The following is a 17,680-nucleotide window of genomic DNA, read 5'->3' as shown; positions in this document are numbered from 1 at the left end:
AAATACCTGAAACATTATGAAAAGGAGGCACAACGCATGGATTTACCGGAAAACAGAACTGTAGTCAGTGTGGAAGAAAATGACCCGATAATTGAAAAATATCTAAAGATACCTCACCCCAGGACATTCGAACCCGGAACGCTTATAGTGATTCTGGCTACATCTGTTCTGGGCGCAATAGTAGGATTGGAGCTCATAGTAAGACTGGGAATTACTGCAAACACCTCAATAATCGGGGCTCTTGTAGCTGTTCTTATTGGTTTAATACCTGGCAAACAATTTTCGGGTTTCAAAAACATCCACCGTCAGAATCTGGTGGAAACATCCATTTCTGCCGCCACTTTCGGGGCGGGCAATGCACTTTTGCTTTCCATGGGGACTATCTGGCTCATGGGTAAGATGAACATGGTCATACCTATGTTTGTAGGAGCCATTATAGGAATGCTTCTCGATATGACGATGATGTACTGGTTATTTGATACGCCTGCTTTTCCCGCCAATGAAGCATGGCCTCCCGGAATAGCCACCAGCGAAACCATTCTGGCTGCGGCGGAAGGCGGAAAGAGAGCTTTAATACTCGTAGGAGCTGGTATTGTAGGAGCTGTAGGCCAGTCCCTGAAAATACCTATGGATGTGGTGGGTGTAGCCTGGATAGGCAATATTTGGGCATTATTGATGTTCGGCGTGGGTTTATTGATAAGAGCCTATTCACCGGCTTTATTTGGGGTCGATATTAACAAGCTCTATATTCCTCACGGCATTATGATAGGCGCCGGGATTGTCGCTTTAGTACAGATCACACTAATAATAAAAGGAAAGAGGCTGACAAAACAAACCAAAAAAGATGAGGGAAAACCGGAATCAGCATATACCCCGACAAGAAGTTCCCAGGATATAATGAACGCATTGCGGAACGGTTTCATACTCTATATTGCCGGCGGGCTGATACTGGCTATTATTGGCGGGGTATATTCGGATATGAGCGTACCGATGCTCGTATGGTGGATAATTTTTGCAGCGATAGCAGCCCTTGTTTCCGAGCTGATGGTTGGCATTTCTGCGATGCATGCAGGATGGTTTCCCGGTTTTGCCACAGCGCTAATATTCCTTGTATTGGGTATGTTGATGGGGTTTCCGCCACTGGCTTTGGGACTTCTTGTCGGATATACCGCATGTACAGGTCCCGCTTTTGCCGATATGGGATATGATTTGAAGACCGGTTGGCTTTTAAGAGGAAAAGCTAAAGACAAAAACTATGAACTGTTTGGAAGGAGCCAGCAGTATTTTGCTGAAATTCTCGGTGCTGTAGTGGCCATATTCATGGTTGCCATAAGTTACCAGAGGTATTTTAACCAGGATTTATTCCCGCCGGTAGACAGAGTTTTTGCCGCCACGATAAAAGCGGGAGCTCAACCATGGATATGGAAATATTTACTCCTGTGGGGCATCGTTGGGGCAATAATTCAATATGTCGGCGGTGCCGAGCGGCAAATAGGGATATTATTTGCTACAGGTTTACTGATATTAAACCCAAAAGCCGGTTTTGCAGTGATAGTTGCTATAATCATAAGAGTATTGATTGAAAAAACATATGGCAGAAAGGCTCAAACTCCCATGTTTATAGCAGCAGCCGGGTTTATTGCGGGTTCAACTCTCTATAGTTTCTTTACCAGTACAATGGGGATATTTACAAAGAAAAAATAACTAGAAGAAATAAATTTTGTTAATGGGGAAAGCCGATGATAATCATCGGTTTTCTCCTCAAAAATATTTTTTATCTAAACCTTCAATGTGGGGAGGTAGTTGAAAATGAAAGAAATAAAAGTTGGCCTCATAAGAGTAGTTACTACGACAAATGAAAAAGTCCTTAATGCACATGCCAGCCTGCTCACTAGCCGGTTTAAAAATCTGGATATCGAAACAAAGTGCATTCCAAACCAGCCGGAAGGAATTCACGATGCCGAAACGGAGAAAATTGCGGTGCCCAAAATTATAAACCTTGCAAAAGATTTTGAAAGCAAAGGTGCCGATGTGGTTTTTATCAGTTGTGCTGCGGACCCGGGAGTGGAGGAATGCCGTAGGCTTTTGAACATTCCTGTGATAGGGGCAGGTTCCGCCTGCGCCGCCCTGGCGCAGAGCCTGGGAAGCAGGATAGGCTTGCTCGGCATAACCGAAAAAGCTCCAGAAGTTATGTTAAAAATTTTAAAGGAAAAATTCGTTTGCAGCATTAAACCGGAGGGTGTAAATACCACTCTGGACCTATTTAAGGAGGAAGGCAGGGCAAATGCGTTGAAAGCGGCCGGCATGTTAAAAGAAAAAGGCTGCGACACCATAGCACTGGCCTGCACGGGAATGTCTACTATAAATGTACATGAGGATATAAGGGAAAATATAAAAATACATGTAATAGATCCGGTGCTGGCTGCGGGGGTTATAATGTCTTACCTTCAATTTTAAGGGAAGGGAGAGCAACGATGAGCAGATTGAAATTAACCGCCGAAATTGTTGATGCCGCCGTCCTCGGAGGATGCGTGCTGGGAGGCGGCGGTGGAGGCTCTATGGATGAGGGAAGAAAAATGGCTCTGCTGGCCGTTAACCTATCATCTCCTGAGCTAATAGACATTGAGGACATAGATGAAAATTCCATATTGATTAACGTGGCTGCCGTAGGGGCGCCTTCCGCCAGGGATGCTTATGCCGAACCGGTGCATTACCTTCGGGCGGTGGAACTGGTAAATAAGGTGTCCGATATAAAAGTTGGAGGAATAATTACGAATGAGGCAGGGGGCCTTGCCACTGTGAATGGATGGCTGCAGGCGGCAATGCTGGGCATCCCCGTGGTAGACGCCCCATGTAACGGCCGGGCTCATCCTACAGGCATAATGGGTGCCATGGGTTTACATAAAAATAAAGATTATAAATCAATACAGGCCGCTGTGGGAGGCAGCAGAGAAAAGGCGACTTTTACGGAAGTCGTGGCAATGGGCTCAGTGGAAAGAGCGTCGGCTATTGTAAGGGCTGCCGCTGTCCAGGCCGGCGGTCTGGTATCGGTGGCGAGAAATCCGGTCTCGTGCCGGTATGCAAGGGACAATGCCGCTGTCGGGGCCGTAAAACAGGCAATTAGTTTAGGCCGAGAAATGATAAAAGCCAGAGAAAAGGGCTCAAAAGCGGTCATATATGCGGCGTGTGATTATCTGAAGGGTGAGCTGATAGTTGCCGGCACCGTTGAAAAAGTTTATCTGGAATCAACAGGTGGTTTCGATGTGGGGAAGGTTGTCATGGAAAAAGATTATGAAATTACCTTCTGGAACGAATACATGACTCTGGAAAAATCGGGAGAACGTCTTGCCACTTTCCCCGACCTTATAATGACGCTGGATGCAGACACCGGAATCCCGGTAACCTCGGCCGAAATAAGAGAGCGCCAGAAAATCGCCATCTTAAAGGTGGAAAAGGAGAAAATAAAATTAGGTGCAGGATTGCACGATCCTGAGCTTTTTTATGCATGTGAAAAAGCGGTAGGCAAAAAAATAATAGATTACGTCTTTTAGGACGAAAAATGGAGGGATACTAATGTTAAAACAGGTCCTGGAAATAATAGATATTTTAGATGATGCCAGGGTAAATGGGCAAAAAGTCAAGGAGTTTTTATCAAAAAGAGGTCTTGATGACATTCTTGTAGAAGAGGTAAAGGGTGAAGTTGGCAAGACCGACTTTGTAAAAATAGTAGTTAAAGGTACCCGAGGGAAGCTCTCCGGTGGAGATGCACCGACGCTGGGTATCATAGGCAGGCTTGGCGGAATAGGTGCCCGGCCTGAAATGATAGGATATGTTTCGGACGGCGACGGGGCCGCTGCGGCCCTTTCGGTGGCGCTAAAACTGGCCGACATGAATTCAAAAGGAGATTTTCTCGATGGCGATGTAATCATTGCCACTCACATTTGCCCCGATGCGCCCACGGAGCCCCACGACCCCGTGCCGTTTATGGGTTCGCCGGTGGATATGCAGATGATGAATAAAATGGAAGTAGACCCCCGAATGGATGCCATTCTCTCCATTGATACAACAAAAGGCAACAGGATTGTCAACCAGAGGGGATTTGCCATTACTCCGACTATTAAAGACGGTTATATACTTAAAATAAGCGATTCGCTTCTCGATATCATGCAGATAGTAACAGGAAAACTGCCGGTAGTTTTACCAATAACGATGCAGGACATAACTCCATATGGCAATGGGATTTTTCATATAAACAGTTTGGTCCAGCCCTGCACTGCTACAACAAGCCCGGTAGTAGGGGTGGCCATAACTGCCGAAACGGCGGTGCCCGGATGTGCCACGGGAGCTTCCCATGAAGTAGATATAGAGCTTGCTGCAAGGTTTGCCCTGGAAGTTGCCAAAAATTTTGGCAGGAAGATATGCAAGTTTTACGATGAAAAAGAGTGGGAGATCATTACGAGACTATACGGTTCCATGGAACACCTAAAGACTCTGGAAGGAAAGAGATAAAATGAGCGACCTTGTAAACATATCAAAAAGATTGCTGGTAGGCTGCCTGGGAGCAAAGCCGGGTGAAAAATTCCTGGTGCTTACCGATTATTATAAAGAAGACCTAGCAGAGCATCTATATAAAGCGGCAAAAGAATTGGGCCTTATTTCCATGCTTTTTAAGATACCAGCCCTTTCAAAATCCGGGGAAGAACCACCGGATGCGGCGGCAGAGGCCATGAAAAATGCCGATGTGGTTGTGTGTATCACAGAGCATTCCTTAACCCATACCAGAGCGAAAAAAGAAGCCGCTGCGGCGGGGGCAAGAATAGCCACCATGCCGGGGATTACAAAAGAGATGTTTCTGAGAGGCGCCATTACGGCGGACTACAGTGAAGTTGAAAAGTTGACCAAAGAAATTGCTGAAATTTTAACTCTTGGAAGCAGTGTTGTCATAGAGAAAGACGGTTATAGGCTGGAGATGAGCATTGAAGGAAGAAAAGGCATTGAAAGCACCGGCAGGTATCTTGAAAAAGGTCAATCGGGGAACCTGCCGTCGGGTGAAGCCTATATTGCACCTGTTGAAGTTTCGGCTGACGGAAAAATTTTAGTTGATGGAAGTATTGTGGGCCTGGGAATGTTGAAGTCGCCCATTTTGCTTGAAATCAGAAAAGGGCTATTATTTGACGCCCAGGGAGACGGCGCAAAAGAATGGCTGGAAATGCTAGGGAGTTCCAATACCGCCAGAAATGTAGCGGAGTTTGGAATCGGGACAAATCCAAATGCCATATTGTCCGGAAATATATTGGAAGATGAAAAGATTTTGGGTACAATCCATGTGGCCTTTGGAAGCAACAATACATTTGGCGGTAAAGTCAGTGCGGGTGTGCACATGGATGCCGTAGTTCTGGAACCGACGGTTTATGTAGATAACCGGTTAATAATGGATAAAGGCAGGCTGGTTATATAAGGGTACAACTTAAAGGGTGAATAATAATGAAAAAGTTAGGTCTTTTAACCATAGGCCAGGCTCCAAGGGTAGATCTCGTTCCGGAAATCAAAACAGTTCTGGGAGAAGATGTAGAAATCATTGAAAGAGGGGCTCTTGACGGACTCACACTAAAAGAAGTAGAAGCCCTTTATCCCGGGCAGGATGACGAGGTCCTGGTTACCCGTATGGCCGATGGAACTGAGGTAAAAGTGGCAGAAAGAGAAATCTTTCCCAGATTGAAAAAACAAATAAAAAAATTGGAGCTGGAAGGAATAAATACAATATTTCTGGCATGTACGGGGGAATTTCCCCCTTTTGATTCCGCTTTTCTTATCGTCCGACCTCAGAAAGTATTGCACCACGTGGTAAGTTCTGTGGCCGAAGGCCTGACGCTGGGAGTAATCATACCGGATGAACGTCAAGCAGTTTCGGCAATAAAGCGGTGGTCTACGGCGGCGGCAAAGGTGATTGTAGAACCGGGATCGCCTTACAAAGGGATAGGGAATGTAGAAAAAGCTGCAAAGTTACTGGCAAACTCAGGAGTTGATATTGTTGTTATGGACTGCATGGGATATACACTGCGGATGAAAGATGTAGTGTTGCGGCATGTTAAAAAACCAGTAATTCTGGCCCGTTCCATTGCAGCCAAAGTGGTAAGCGAATTATTGTAATTAAGCTTTAAATTATATTTAAAACAATAAGAAAAAGGTTTTGGTAGGTTTAAAATCTACTAAAACCTTTTTACGATAGTCCAGTATATTCAAAAGATTAAATGTATCGTGCTGTCCTTTAACATCTCTAAAAATGCTGCATTATCTATCAATTTGTCTTGTTCCTCAATTGAATTATCCCGCTTTTTTCTCGTGAATTTTATTCTTCTCGTCTGCCTGTAACTGTCCACAAAGGTATGAATATTTTGCTCATCTATATACCCAAGCCTTGTCCATTCATAAATCAAAAAGTCATTCGATTTGAAAGTTATGGAAGTATTGCTTCTGTCTTTAAAGCGCTCATCTTTATAAAGTATTTCTTTAGCCTTAGAAACAAATTCATAGGTATCCCTGTCACTGCTGAAGATAGTTATAATATCAATACTTCCTCTGTAATAATAGGAAAGGATGTAACTTAAAACGGCAATAGATATCTCTCCTGCATTCTTCTTCTGAATTCTTCCGTTTGAAAGTTTTCTTTGGTCTAGTCCCTCTTCATAAAACACGCTAAGCCATTCCTCATAAGGGTCTAAATCCTCTACAGGTCTATTTTTTAAGATGTTTTTCTTGATAAAACTAACAAGCCTGCTCACATTGTAACAGCAATACAGGAACAGATAGTATAATTCTGCTTCTTTGTAATCCACCAATGTTAAATAATCAACTTCATCTATAATTTGGACCTTTGAATAATGTTTTAAATCATTTATGTAACTTTTTCTATTATCACTATCACAGACCTCAACCCATACCCATTGAGGGATAAAAATAATATCATACTGGCTAAATATCTTTTCAGGGCTGACGCTCCCACGTACCCCGGTTAAAAATTCAACAGAGTTATTATCCAGGATGCAAACTTTGAGAGACTTGCCCGTGGAAAGGTATTTTTTTAAGTCATTTATGCCTTCTCCTTTCATTTGGCAAGTCCCTCCACTCCTTTTTTGATTCTATTCTTTAGCGTAAGTAAAAATTGATAGTTATCTTTATGGTGGGAAACATCTGGGTTCTCTTTCATAGCGTTTTGTATCTTTTTCTCTAATCCCCCCAAACTTACAACATATGAGGGTTTTACTAACTCTGCATCCAATTCCAAATCTATAAATTTTTGTACTAAGTCCTCAGGCTTATTATCAAAATGCTCAAGAATTTTTTCTTTTAAATTCAAATCATTATATTTTGTAACGGCTTCTTCAAATAGTTCTATCAGTACTGCCTTGTATGGTGCCTTATATACATCCATGCATTTTATGACTCTGTCGATAAAATCTTCATCATCTAATGAATAGTAGTAGTCATACACATTGCCAAAAATCATTTTTGCAGCAAAATAGTCTGCTCTTCTCTCATTCAAATCCATATTAACGGCAATATTATGTGTTTCTTCCCTTAAATTGAGGTCATAGAACAAATGATATATTTCATGCCATGCAACAAAATATTGATAGACACGGGGCTGGGCTGTATTGATAACTGGTATTTTAATATTTCCCTTTGTAATAATAGCCCCGCCCCAATACTCATCATCGATTGGAATCTGGATTAAATGATTCTCTTTTAATACCGAAAAAGACAGTTTATCCTGCCCCGTTACTCCCGACTTATTAAACCTGACTGTAAAATCATTTGTTAATCTTAATATATCATCTTTAATCAGTTTATTTTTTTCAATAACCTGCTCAAGGTTATTACTCGCTATTAATTCCGACATAATCTGCACCTTCTTAATTGTAATACAGTACGCACATATGAACTATATCCTCTAAAATAACAAACATCTCTTGAGCCTTAGGACTCATGGCATGATTCTTTGGAGCATTGTCAGACAGCGCAAAAACAAGTTCCTTTTTCGCCTTATATTTTGGAACATAGTTTAGTAGTTGTTCTTCATTCATGTCCTGGCTTTCCAAAATCTTTTGAATATGGGTTTTGAATGTAGCAAGGCTGTCGACTTCTCCTTTAATTAATTTATCCAAAGTAGGTCTTGAAATATTAGTAAGCCTTGAGAAGGAAGACTTTGTATATCCGTTGTCTTTAATGATATTCAATATATTTTTGCCAATTAGTTTTCTATTTTCAAATAATAATTCCATGCTCATTTTTTACACCTCCTACTTTATTATACACCAAAAATGTAAAAAAAGATACGGTTTGTAAAAAACAATTTTACAAATCCGTAGCTTAAAATCTAAAGTTAAAAAGTCCTGGGCGGGGTATGCTGTAACACTCCATAAGGGCATAGACCCCGTATACAAGTATCATTGCAGCCCCACCTACCCTCATAAGGCAGAACGAAGGAATGTTGCTAAGGGCCATGACCCTGAAAGACTAATAGGGCAGCCAAGGGCAAAATGGTGTGGGTCTCACCCGGACATTTTTAGACATTTCTTCAACCTTTAACTTCCTGGCGCACTCAAAACAACTCCTTCAATGAACTAATGTACATCTCTATTATGTCAAATTACGATAAAAAAGCTAAGCAGTATCATGTCAAGAAGATTGAAAAATTTGATGCCATCCCAGGCAGGTACAAGATTAAGGCGGATTTCAGTTCCCATATACAGGAATAAAAAAGTATAAAAGCCGCAAAGTTACTGGCAAAATAAAGAGCGGCTGGTAAATCCATCTAATTTATGCTAAAATCTTTAATAATATCTTGAAGAACAAAAATAACCGCTGGCGGAGGATAAATATGAAAGAGGAGCTCAAACAGATTTCCAGAAATTGCTATATGCTTACAAATAAAGACAGCCGGGTGGAGATACATATTTATCTAAACCGTTCACTTTTTGAAGATTTTGGAGAGGAAGAATCCATTCACCAGCTTTATAATGCCTCACTTTTGCCAGGAGTCGTAAGCCCTGTCGTCGGGATGCCGGACATCCATACGGGATACGGCCTGCCAATAGGCGGTGTAATGGCTACCGATTACGAAAATGGTGTGGTGTCTGCGGGGGCTGTGGGAATGGATATAAACTGCGGGGTAAGGCTCCTTACCACAAAGATTTTAACCGATGAAATGGATAAAAATAAGCTGACAAAAATTCTTGATGCCATTTTACGAAGGGTGCCTTCCGGTGTGGGAAAATCCAGCGCGGTAAAACATCTGAGGAAACCGCCTTTAGAAGCGATTGCCTCGGAAGGAGCCGGCTTTTTCATAAAGATGGGATATGGGTGGAAGGAGGATTTGGAAAGGATAGAGGACGGAGGATGCATAAAGGGAGCCGACGCTTCCTGCGTCCCAACCACCGCGCAAAACAGGTCTGACCAGCTAGGGACCATAGGAGGCGGCAACCATTTTATCGAGATCGGCAGGGTGAGCCTGGTGTTTGACGAGGAGACAGCTTCCGAATTCGGCTTGCATAAAGGGTTTCTTTATGTTTTAATACACACAGGCAGCCGCGGCTTCGGGCACCAGATTTGCACGGAATTTTCCCACATCATGTGGGAGGCCGCTGAAAAAAATGGTGTCAGGGCACCTGTAAAGGGGCTTGCATGCGCGCCGATTTTTTCGGAGGACGGCCAGGATTACTTAAAAGCCATGGCCTGTGCGGCCAACTATGCCTTTTCCAACAGACAGCTCATCACCCATTTCGTCCGGGAGGCTTTTGTGGAGGTCTTGAAAAAGAGCGAAACGGACATCGGCCTTAACATACTGTACGACGTGGCGCATAATATAGCCAAAAAAGAAAAATACGGCAGCAAATGGCTGCTGGTGCACCGAAAAGGAGCCACCAGAGCCCTGCCGGCAGGCCACGACGCCAATCCTTCAATTTTTTACAGGACCGGTCACCCAGCTATAATTCCAGGGAGCATGGGAACGGCGTCTTATGTGGTAATCGGAACTCCTGAAATTAAAAAAACATTCTGTTCCGTCAACCACGGGGCGGGAAGGGTTATGTCTCGAAAGAAAGCCAGGAGTGAATTCACAAAGGAGGACTTGCTGGAGCAGGTGAAAAATGTAGTTATTACATCGAAAAATATAAGCACGCTACTGGACGAAGCACCCATGGCTTATAAAGACATAGATGAAGTGGTTTTTACTCTGGTGGAAGCCGGTCTCACAAAACCCGTGGCAAAGCTTAAACCCATGGCTGTTTTAAAGGGAGAGGGAGAAGAAGCATAGTTTAAATAATATGTTTTTAGATAAAGTCTTATCACTTATTTATAATATAATGTAAGTAAATATGAAAAATACAAAGAGACGAATATTTTCGAAGATATTCTGAAATTATGGCGGAATACATAAATAGTTATATTTTTAAAAATGTTGAATTAGTATAAATTATAAAGTATAATACTTATTATAAGACTTATAAAAAGTGGGAGAGGAGGACAAAAATGAAAATTTCTAAGGGGCTAGTTGTGTTTGTTGTTATCTTGCTGACTGTAAGTGTAGTGTTATCCGGCTGCGGTGGAAATTCCGCCAAAAATCAGGGCGGCTCGGATGCGAAAAATGAGTCGCAGCCCGTCACCATCAATGTTCTTTCCAGCGATGATTTTGCGGGGTTCAGGAAAAGTGTTATTCCGGAATTTGAAGCAAAATATCCCAACATCAAAGTGAATTTTATGTCGGTAGGCTATGATTCGCTGCATCAAAAGGAAGTTACGGCGCTGGAGTCCGGTGGAGATACATACGACGTGATAGATGTGGATTGTATCTGGACTCCGGAGTATGTGACCAAAGGCTATATTATCCAGGTGAATGACAGGATAACCCAGGAAATGAAAGATGACATAGTGCCTGCAGCGCTGGATATTCTCAAATATAAAGATAATTATTACGGTCTTCCCATGTTCAATGATGTGCTGTTCTTTTACTATAATGAAGATCTGTTGAAGCAGGCCGGTATAAATGAACCTCCGAAAACCTGGGATGAGTTGATACAGCAGACGAAATTGATGAAGCAAAAAGGGCTGATCGATTACGGCATGGTATGGGGATGGGCCCAGGCGGAAGGATTGATCTGCTATTATACGGCGTTGGCGCACAGCTTTGGTGGAGATCTGGTAGACAGTTCCGGCAAACCTGCAGTCAATACGCCGCAAAATGTCAAGGCGCTGCAATTCATGGTGGATTCCATCGCCAACAAGGTTGTGGACCCTGCCTCTATAACTTACGACGACAGGCAAATGTTGAACGTATTCAGCCAGGGCAGGGTACCGTTCGGTATGAACTGGTCTTTTGCCTGGAGTGTGTTTAATGACAGCAATCAATCAAAAGTTGTGAACAAAATAAAAGTGGGTCTTGCACCCGCCGGGACTCCCGAAGTAAAAAGCGCCACATGCGCCGGCTCCATGGGTCTTGCCATAACGTCCACATCCAAACATGCGGACGAAGCATGGAAATTCATAGAGTTTCTTGCCGACAAGGACATACAAAAGAAACAGGCAATAACCGCAGGAGCACTGCCCATATGGAAATCCCTGTATGACGATAAAGAGCTTCAGGAGCAGCATCCCGCATTGAAGGAAATGTCGGCTCAATTGGATACGGCTTACAACAGGCCGTCAATAGTCTGGTACAACGAGTTTTCCAATGCTCTTCAGGTCGAGATACAGAACGCCTTGAACAAATCAAAAATACCGCAGCAGGCACTTGATGACGCTCAGAAAAAAATCGATGAGATAATGAATAATTACGGCGGAAAATATTAAAAAACAGGGGCCGGATTTTAATAAAGTCCGGCCCTTAAAAAGCTTGTAAAGCGGGGTATTACGTTGAGTACAAAAACCTATCGGGAAAATAAAACGGCATATTTTTTCATATTGCCTGCCATGCTGTTCATAATCGGAATTATAATTTTTCCGCTTTTATATTCCGTGTATATCAGTTTTTTTGATTTTAATATTTTTACCAAACATCCGCCCTTCATCGGTTTAAAGAACTATATGGATATTTTCAAAAGCGACTACTTCTGGTACTCCATAGGCAGGACCACTTATTTTACCGTGATATCTGTGGGGTTGGAACTTGTTCTCGGATTCCTTGTGGCGTTGCTGTTAAACCAGGAGTTTAAAGGCCGAAGCCTTGCCAGAACGCTTCTGATATTGCCGTGGGCGCTGCCTACCGTTGTCAACGGGGTTTTGTGGACCTGGATATATGACCCTAATTACGGAGCATTGAATGCTCTTTTGAAAAGTCTTGGCATAATATCCCAGTATAAAAACTGGCTCGGCACCGCTTTTAGCGCCATGAACGCCGTCATTGTGGCCGATGTATGGAAAAACACTTCCTTTATTGCAATGGTTCTTCTTGCCGCTATGCAGAATATTCCAAAAGACTATTACGAAGCGGCTATAATCGATGGAGCAAGCAGGTTGAAGAACATCTTTTACATTACTTTGCCGCTTTTGAGGCCTGCAATTCTGGTGGCCGTCGTCATTCGAACGATGGAAGCCTTTAAAGTGTTTGATATCATATACATCATGACAAAGGGCGGGCCGGCCAACGGTACTCAGGTCATATCATATTACACTTACATTAATTCCTTTCAATATTCAAAATACGGCTATGGAGCGGCCTTATCCTATATTGTATCTCTGGTGATACTCATATTTGCACTGTTCTATATAAAGATTCTGTATAAAAAATCCTGAAGTGTCAAAAGGACGGTGGCTTATGAAAAGAAAACCGCTGGATGAGTTTTTTTTATACTTTTTTGCGATCCTGTTTGCATTGATAATCCTCGCCCCATTTTACTGGCTTGTAGTATCAGCATTTTCATCAAAGGCCGAACTTCTGTCGGTTCCTATACACTGGTTTCCAGAGAAAATCTATCTTGGAAATATCACAAAGATATTTCAGGGGGGGCTTAATATAAGCGGTGGAGAAGTGCCGCCTTTCGGGATGGCCGTTAAAAACAGTATCATAGTCGCCGGAGCCACTACTCTGATTTGCATAACCGTAGGCAGCCTTGCGGCTTATGCTTTTGGCAGAATGAGTTTTTTACTTTCAAACCAGCTTTTTATTGCCATCATTGCATTAAGGATGCTGCCGGAAATAGTTATGGTAGTCCCGCTATATATAATAATGAAAAAATTGGGTTTAAACAATACGCTCCTGGGATTGATACTGGTATATACTTCTTTTACCCTTCCTTTTGTCATCTGGATGATGGAAAGCTATTTTGAAGCAATACCGGTTGAATTGGAAGATGCGGCCTCCATAGACGGTTTGAGCAGATTGGGCATTTTCTTCAAAATAATTATGCCTCTTTCCCTGCCGGGATTGATTACAACGGCAATTTTTACGCTGCTTACGGCATGGGACGAGTTCCTGTTTGCGCTGATTATGACATCTACATATCAGGCCAAAACATTGACCGTGGCTATTTCGGAATTTACTACAAGGCACATGATCGATTACGGGCTCATGATGACGGGCGGGCTGCTTTCGGCTCTGCCTCCGCTGCTCGTTGCGCTGGCGCTGCAAAAATATATTGTCAGCGGCCTAACCTCGGGAGCTGTAAAAGGATGACGGCTTATCGACGAATCGGTAAGGAGAAAGTGATATGACATTTAGCATAAAAAATACTCTTGAATTGAGAAAAGCCAATACAAAACTTGTAATAAATCGTTTCAGGCAGCAGCCTTTTGAGACGAAAAAAGGAATAGCCGAGAGTCTGAATCTGAGTTTTGCCACCGCTTCAAATATTTGCAATTATTTGCTGGAAAGAAATATCATTGAAACGGATAAGATGCTTGAGTCGGAAGGGGGAAGAGTCCCCACTGCTTTCAGGATAAAAGACGATTCCTGGCTTTCCATCGGGATAGATTTGACGGTAAGCGGTCATGTGTCTGTGGGAGCAATTAATCTAAAAAATGACATCATTTTTACCAGAAAGGTTTTATATGATAAAAAAAGCGATATAAATGCTATTCTTAACATGGTCCGGAATGTGGTGGAAGAAGTAAAGCATAAATATCCCGTCTCTATAATTCCAGGTATAGGCATTGCAATTCCTGGCATATATGACAAAAAGAGCGGTAGAGTTTTAAACTCGACCATCCCTCTTTTTGAGGAAGTGAAGCTCAAAGAAGAAGCCGGTAGAATTTTCGGATACGATTGCCATATCGAGAATGAATCCAACTTGCTGGCTAAAGCCGCCCAGCAGATTAATCATGGCGGCGGGGAAATCAATTCCGACTTGATTTATATTTTTGTAGGCGAAGGTCTTGGCGTTGGAATAATTTCAAACGACAGATTATTGACCGGAAGCAGGGGGATGGGTGCGGAAATAGGCCACATGCCTCTGGGAGACAGAAAATTTAAATGCGGCTGCGGCAATGAAGGTTGCATTGAGCAGGAGCTGAGCTTCAAGGGTTTTTTAAGGTATTTTTATGGAGAAAGGGAAGAATTTACGCAGGAGGATTGGGTGCGTTTTGTATGCGAAGTAAAAGCCGGAAATAAAAGAGCGCTGGAAGTAGTGGAGCATGAGGGTATGCTGCTCGGAAAGGTTATATCTATCCTGGCAAACATATTCGACCCTTCTATTGTCTATATCGGGGGCATTGTTGATGATATATATGATTATATATATCCTTACGCCAGTTCCGAAATGAAAAAGAGAACATTGCTGAACCATTATAGAAATATAGAGATTGCCAGAACCATTGACAAAAACAATTTAATTTTTATAGGGTGCAATCAGCTTGTTTTTGAAAACTGGGATATTGACTAACTTATATTGGGGACGTTCGTCCCTCCCCCAGCTGACTGCCCTAGAAAAGGAGGTGCGTCCCCTAACATTAAAGGGAGGAGTATATGCCGTATACAGAAGTTGAAATAATCGAATCAATTGAACAAAATAAAAATAAGCTTGGCCAGAGAAAGATTACGGTGGGATTTGACGGATATGTCGACGAAATTGTAAGGCCGGTGAAGCTCAAGGAAAACAATGAAACAATTTTTTTCAAGACGATTGAAGAATTTGCCCAAAAAATTTTAGCTTCCGCAAAAAGCGCCTGTGATATAGAAATAATATCCCAGGCTGTCAAAATCGGCGGCAATGCGCCGATTATGGCCAATGCGCTGAGCACTTTGGGTGTCAGAACCTTTGCCGTCGGAGCCTTTGGATATCCCGAAGTGGAAGATTGTTTCAAACAACTTGACAGCGGCATAAAGATATATTCAATGGCAAATCCGGGATATTCGACTGCATTTGAGTTTCAGGACGGCAAAATAATGTTTGGGAAAAATGAGAACCTTAATGAGGTTACCTGGGACCGTATAAAAAATATTCTAGGAGAAGACTTATTAAAAAAATTAATCTCGGATAGTTTTATTCTGGCAGTAACCAACTGGAGTTCTTTATACGGATTGAACGATATACTGAAAGGCATAATATCCGAGCTTAGCGGTATTGTATCAGACGGCGGCCGTTTGTCAAAATATGTTTTTTTTGACATCGCCGATCCGTCCCGAAGAAGTACGGATGATATTGTTGAAAGCTTAAATCTGATGGCCGGTTTCAAAAAATATTTTAAAACTGTATTTTCATTCAATGAAAATGAAGCAAGGATAATAAATCGATGCTTTTTTGAGGATACCGGAGACATGGTTAAAATTGCCGAAAATATATTCGATGTCTTAAAACCTGATTTGCTGGTGATTCATCCGAACAAATACGCATTGTTGTTCGATGATAAAAACATTATAAAAGTTGATGATTTCAATGTGGAAAATCCTGTGATTTCGACAGGAGGAGGAGATAATTTTAATGCCGGTTTTTGCGCCGGTTTGATCATGGACCTTCCGCCGGAGAAATGTGTGTATATCGGCCGGGCGTGCGCTTCCTTCTACATCAAAAATGGCAGCAGTCCGTCCCTTAAGCAATTGATTGAGTATATTAAAAACAAATGAAAGGTGAATGAAAATGAACGAATATTTGAGAGATGTATTAAACCAGTCTAAAGATATTGCAGAGGCAGTAAATTATTACTTCAATGAAGAAAATATTGCAAAGCTCACTCGGATTCAAAATTTGATTTTTGATAATGTGATTTTCACCGGTATGGGAAGTTCGCATTATTGCGCATGCAGCGCTTCGGCATATTTGAACAACAACGGAGTAAAAAGCCGTGTCATATCGGCCGGCGAACTGCTGCACTATGAGTATAATATGATAAGGAAAAATACCCTGGTGGTCGCCATATCGCAGTCGGGTGAAAGCGCCGAGATTGTAAGATTAATCAACAGGATTGAAAAAGACGTGAAGGTCATCGGCATAACAAACAATGAAACAAGCCCCCTGGCAAAAAGAGCAGACATTCTTTTGAATCTGAACGTAAAGCCCGAAAAGTCTGTTTCAACCCGCACATATATTTCCAGCACGATTTTGTGCTTGCTGTTATCGTACTCAATTCTTGGAAAGTTAAATGATGAAACCAGAGATTATTTTATACGCGCGGTCGAAAGCATCGATAATGCTATTAAAATATGTGAAGAAAACAAAGACAGATTGCTGGAGTTTTTGAATGGCGCTAGCTATATTACGCTTCTTGCCAGGGGCTACAATATCGGGACGGCTTACGCGGGAGCCCTGTTTATTCAGGAACTTTCAAAGTTTCCGGCATACGGCATGGATGCGGCGGAATTCAGGCACGGTCCCATGGAAATCGTGGATGAAACCTTCAGAGGCATTATTGTGGCGCCTTCGGGATTGACCTGCGATTTGAACTTAAAACTCGCAAAAGATATTTCAAAGTTTGGCGGCAAGGCAATCCTCCTCACGGATGTAGAAGAGAGTCTCGATAAAAATAATATTATATGCATAAAAATGGACTTTTGCGATGAGCAGTTGACGCCGATCTATTACATAGTCCCAATCCAATATCTGGATAACATTATCGCTGAAAAAAGGGGTTTGAAGGTAGGAGAGTTTCGGTGGGGAGAAAAGGTGACGAGAGAAGAATGAATTGCTCGGTGCAATGCATGATTCCATTCAGCCGTGAAAAACATAATTGCTTTTTTTAAAAAAACATGTTATTATATTGAACAATTAAAAATTAGTATTTAATAAACAGTGAAAATTTCCATGCATAAAGCATGAGGTATCGCGCAAATGACAAAGGGGCAGATTGAGGCAAAGATAAGCGAAGCAGTAAGTAAATTTGAAGTGGAGTTTATGGGAAGGGGTCCAAAACAGATCAGGACGATTATTATTCAGGATTTGATAATCGTCAGGCTTTTCGGATTCTTGAGCAAGTCGGAACAGAAACTGGCCGAGAGTATTCAAGGCGTAGAATTGATTAAGAAACTGCGAACTACACTGTTTGAAAACGCAAGAGGGTATTTTGAAACGTTGATTAAAGAAGTAATTGATGTGAATATAATCAGCACTCATTCAGATGTAAGCACAAAAACTGGTGAAAAGATAATTGTAATAACCGTAGGCGAAAACTTGGAGGAAAAATTTAATAAATAAGTTTGGAAGACCGAGCGAAGGGTTGTCAAATACCAGTCGCAGTGTAAGCCAATATTTATTGA

17 protein-coding genes are annotated in these 17,680 nt (G+C 42.1%); 14 read left to right on the top strand and 3 right to left on the bottom strand.

The features are described from left to right. Positions 1-36: 36 nt before the first annotated feature. From AC6I1H_RS06280 to AC6I1H_RS06255, 6 genes are all read left to right on the top strand, one after another. The gene (locus tag AC6I1H_RS06280; RefSeq protein WP_497740106.1) at positions 37-1,704 is read left to right on the top strand and encodes an OPT/YSL family transporter; all 1,668 of its coding nucleotides are present in this window, start codon (positions 37-39) and stop codon (positions 1,702-1,704) included. A gap of 105 nt (positions 1,705-1,809) precedes the next feature. After that, positions 1,810-2,457, top strand: a complete 648-nt coding sequence (locus AC6I1H_RS06275) for an aspartate/glutamate racemase family protein (RefSeq protein ID WP_497740105.1) — start codon at positions 1,810-1,812, stop codon at positions 2,455-2,457. A 17-nt stretch (positions 2,458-2,474) separates the two neighbouring features. Further along, positions 2,475-3,551 carry an S-methyl thiohydantoin desulfurase family protein gene (locus AC6I1H_RS06270; RefSeq protein WP_497740104.1) on the top strand — a complete coding sequence of 359 codons (1,077 nt, stop codon included), beginning with the start codon at positions 2,475-2,477 and terminating at the stop codon, positions 3,549-3,551. Positions 3,552-3,573: 22 nt separating this feature from the next. Beyond that, positions 3,574-4,509: a DUF1177 domain-containing protein gene (locus AC6I1H_RS06265; protein ID WP_122014126.1), complete on the top strand. Its 936-nt coding sequence runs from the start codon at positions 3,574-3,576 to the stop codon at positions 4,507-4,509. 1 nt (position 4,510) lies between these two features. After that, positions 4,511-5,458, top strand: a complete 948-nt coding sequence (locus AC6I1H_RS06260) for an aminopeptidase (RefSeq protein ID WP_497740103.1) — start codon at positions 4,511-4,513, stop codon at positions 5,456-5,458. A gap of 26 nt (positions 5,459-5,484) precedes the next feature. Continuing rightward, on the top strand, positions 5,485-6,150 hold the full coding sequence (locus AC6I1H_RS06255) for an AroM family protein (RefSeq protein ID WP_497740102.1): 666 nt from the start codon (positions 5,485-5,487) through the stop codon (positions 6,148-6,150). 89 nt (positions 6,151-6,239) lie between these two features. Here AC6I1H_RS06255 and AC6I1H_RS06250 read toward each other — a convergent pair whose 3' ends face one another. Genes AC6I1H_RS06250 through AC6I1H_RS06240 form a run of 3 tightly spaced genes read right to left on the bottom strand, consistent with a single transcriptional unit; the run spans position 6,240 to position 8,288 of the window. After that, positions 6,240-7,109 (bottom strand): hypothetical protein, encoded by an 870-nt coding sequence (locus AC6I1H_RS06250; RefSeq protein WP_497740101.1) that lies wholly within the window; start codon positions 7,107-7,109, stop codon positions 6,240-6,242. Beyond that, on the bottom strand, positions 7,106-7,900 hold the full coding sequence (locus AC6I1H_RS06245) for an ImmA/IrrE family metallo-endopeptidase (RefSeq protein WP_497740100.1): 795 nt from the start codon (positions 7,898-7,900) through the stop codon (positions 7,106-7,108). The genes AC6I1H_RS06250 and AC6I1H_RS06245 overlap by 4 nt, the downstream gene beginning before the upstream one ends. A gap of 13 nt (positions 7,901-7,913) precedes the next feature. Beyond that, positions 7,914-8,288 (bottom strand): helix-turn-helix domain-containing protein, encoded by a 375-nt coding sequence (locus AC6I1H_RS06240; protein ID WP_497740099.1) that lies wholly within the window; start codon positions 8,286-8,288, stop codon positions 7,914-7,916. Positions 8,289-8,881: 593 nt separating this feature from the next. Here AC6I1H_RS06240 and AC6I1H_RS06235 point away from each other — a divergent pair. The 8 genes from AC6I1H_RS06235 (at position 8,882) to AC6I1H_RS06200 (ending at position 17,618) form a co-directional block, all read left to right on the top strand. Continuing rightward, a complete protein-coding gene (locus AC6I1H_RS06235; protein ID WP_497740098.1) occupies positions 8,882-10,315 on the top strand; it encodes an RtcB family protein in 1,434 nt (477 codons plus the stop codon). A 215-nt stretch (positions 10,316-10,530) separates the two neighbouring features. Continuing rightward, positions 10,531-11,847 (top strand): ABC transporter substrate-binding protein, encoded by a 1,317-nt coding sequence (locus tag AC6I1H_RS06230; protein ID WP_497740097.1) that lies wholly within the window; start codon positions 10,531-10,533, stop codon positions 11,845-11,847. A gap of 63 nt (positions 11,848-11,910) precedes the next feature. Continuing rightward, positions 11,911-12,789 (top strand): carbohydrate ABC transporter permease, encoded by an 879-nt coding sequence (locus AC6I1H_RS06225; protein ID WP_497740096.1) that lies wholly within the window; start codon positions 11,911-11,913, stop codon positions 12,787-12,789. A 22-nt stretch (positions 12,790-12,811) separates the two neighbouring features. Beyond that, the gene (locus tag AC6I1H_RS06220; RefSeq protein WP_497740095.1) at positions 12,812-13,669 is read left to right on the top strand and encodes a carbohydrate ABC transporter permease; all 858 of its coding nucleotides are present in this window, start codon (positions 12,812-12,814) and stop codon (positions 13,667-13,669) included. Positions 13,670-13,703: 34 nt separating this feature from the next. Further along, positions 13,704-14,873 carry an ROK family protein gene (locus AC6I1H_RS06215; protein WP_497740094.1) on the top strand — a complete coding sequence of 390 codons (1,170 nt, stop codon included), beginning with the start codon at positions 13,704-13,706 and terminating at the stop codon, positions 14,871-14,873. 83 nt (positions 14,874-14,956) lie between these two features. Beyond that, on the top strand, positions 14,957-16,054 hold the full coding sequence (locus tag AC6I1H_RS06210) for a PfkB family carbohydrate kinase (RefSeq protein WP_497740093.1): 1,098 nt from the start codon (positions 14,957-14,959) through the stop codon (positions 16,052-16,054). A gap of 13 nt (positions 16,055-16,067) precedes the next feature. Further along, positions 16,068-17,108: an SIS domain-containing protein gene (locus AC6I1H_RS06205; protein ID WP_497740092.1), complete on the top strand. Its 1,041-nt coding sequence runs from the start codon at positions 16,068-16,070 to the stop codon at positions 17,106-17,108. A 147-nt stretch (positions 17,109-17,255) separates the two neighbouring features. Next, entirely contained in the window at positions 17,256-17,618 is a 363-nt protein-coding gene (locus AC6I1H_RS06200; RefSeq protein ID WP_497740091.1) for a Na-translocating system protein MpsC family protein, read from the top strand. Positions 17,619-17,680 lie beyond the last annotated feature (62 nt).

Source organism: Biomaibacter sp. TOL, assembly GCF_059717795.1.
This window is presented reverse-complemented; position numbering and strand designations above follow the sequence as displayed.

Bases quoted from the DNA above. Each gene is read 5' to 3' on its own strand.
- AC6I1H_RS06255 (WP_497740102.1), top strand. From the start codon at position 5,485: ATGAAAAAGTTAGGTCTTTTAACCATAGGCCAGGCTCCAAGGGTAGAT.
- AC6I1H_RS06265 (WP_122014126.1), top strand. From the start codon at position 3,574: ATGTTAAAACAGGTCCTGGAAATAATAGATATTTTAGATGATGCCAGG.
- AC6I1H_RS06245 (WP_497740100.1), bottom strand. From the start codon at position 7,900: ATGTCGGAATTAATAGCGAGTAATAACCTTGAGCAGGTTATTGAAAAA.
- AC6I1H_RS06235 (WP_497740098.1), top strand. From the start codon at position 8,882: ATGAAAGAGGAGCTCAAACAGATTTCCAGAAATTGCTATATGCTTACA.
- AC6I1H_RS06220 (WP_497740095.1), top strand. From the start codon at position 12,812: ATGAAAAGAAAACCGCTGGATGAGTTTTTTTTATACTTTTTTGCGATC.
- AC6I1H_RS06270 (WP_497740104.1), top strand. From the start codon at position 2,475: ATGAGCAGATTGAAATTAACCGCCGAAATTGTTGATGCCGCCGTCCTC.
- AC6I1H_RS06250 (WP_497740101.1), bottom strand. From the start codon at position 7,109: ATGAAAGGAGAAGGCATAAATGACTTAAAAAAATACCTTTCCACGGGC.
- AC6I1H_RS06215 (WP_497740094.1), top strand. From the start codon at position 13,704: ATGACATTTAGCATAAAAAATACTCTTGAATTGAGAAAAGCCAATACA.
- AC6I1H_RS06205 (WP_497740092.1), top strand. From the start codon at position 16,068: ATGAACGAATATTTGAGAGATGTATTAAACCAGTCTAAAGATATTGCA.
- AC6I1H_RS06200 (WP_497740091.1), top strand. From the start codon at position 17,256: ATGACAAAGGGGCAGATTGAGGCAAAGATAAGCGAAGCAGTAAGTAAA.
- AC6I1H_RS06260 (WP_497740103.1), top strand. From the start codon at position 4,511: ATGAGCGACCTTGTAAACATATCAAAAAGATTGCTGGTAGGCTGCCTG.
- AC6I1H_RS06280 (WP_497740106.1), top strand. From the start codon at position 37: ATGGATTTACCGGAAAACAGAACTGTAGTCAGTGTGGAAGAAAATGAC.
- AC6I1H_RS06275 (WP_497740105.1), top strand. From the start codon at position 1,810: ATGAAAGAAATAAAAGTTGGCCTCATAAGAGTAGTTACTACGACAAAT.
- AC6I1H_RS06210 (WP_497740093.1), top strand. From the start codon at position 14,957: ATGCCGTATACAGAAGTTGAAATAATCGAATCAATTGAACAAAATAAA.
- AC6I1H_RS06240 (WP_497740099.1), bottom strand. From the start codon at position 8,288: ATGAGCATGGAATTATTATTTGAAAATAGAAAACTAATTGGCAAAAAT.
- AC6I1H_RS06230 (WP_497740097.1), top strand. From the start codon at position 10,531: ATGAAAATTTCTAAGGGGCTAGTTGTGTTTGTTGTTATCTTGCTGACT.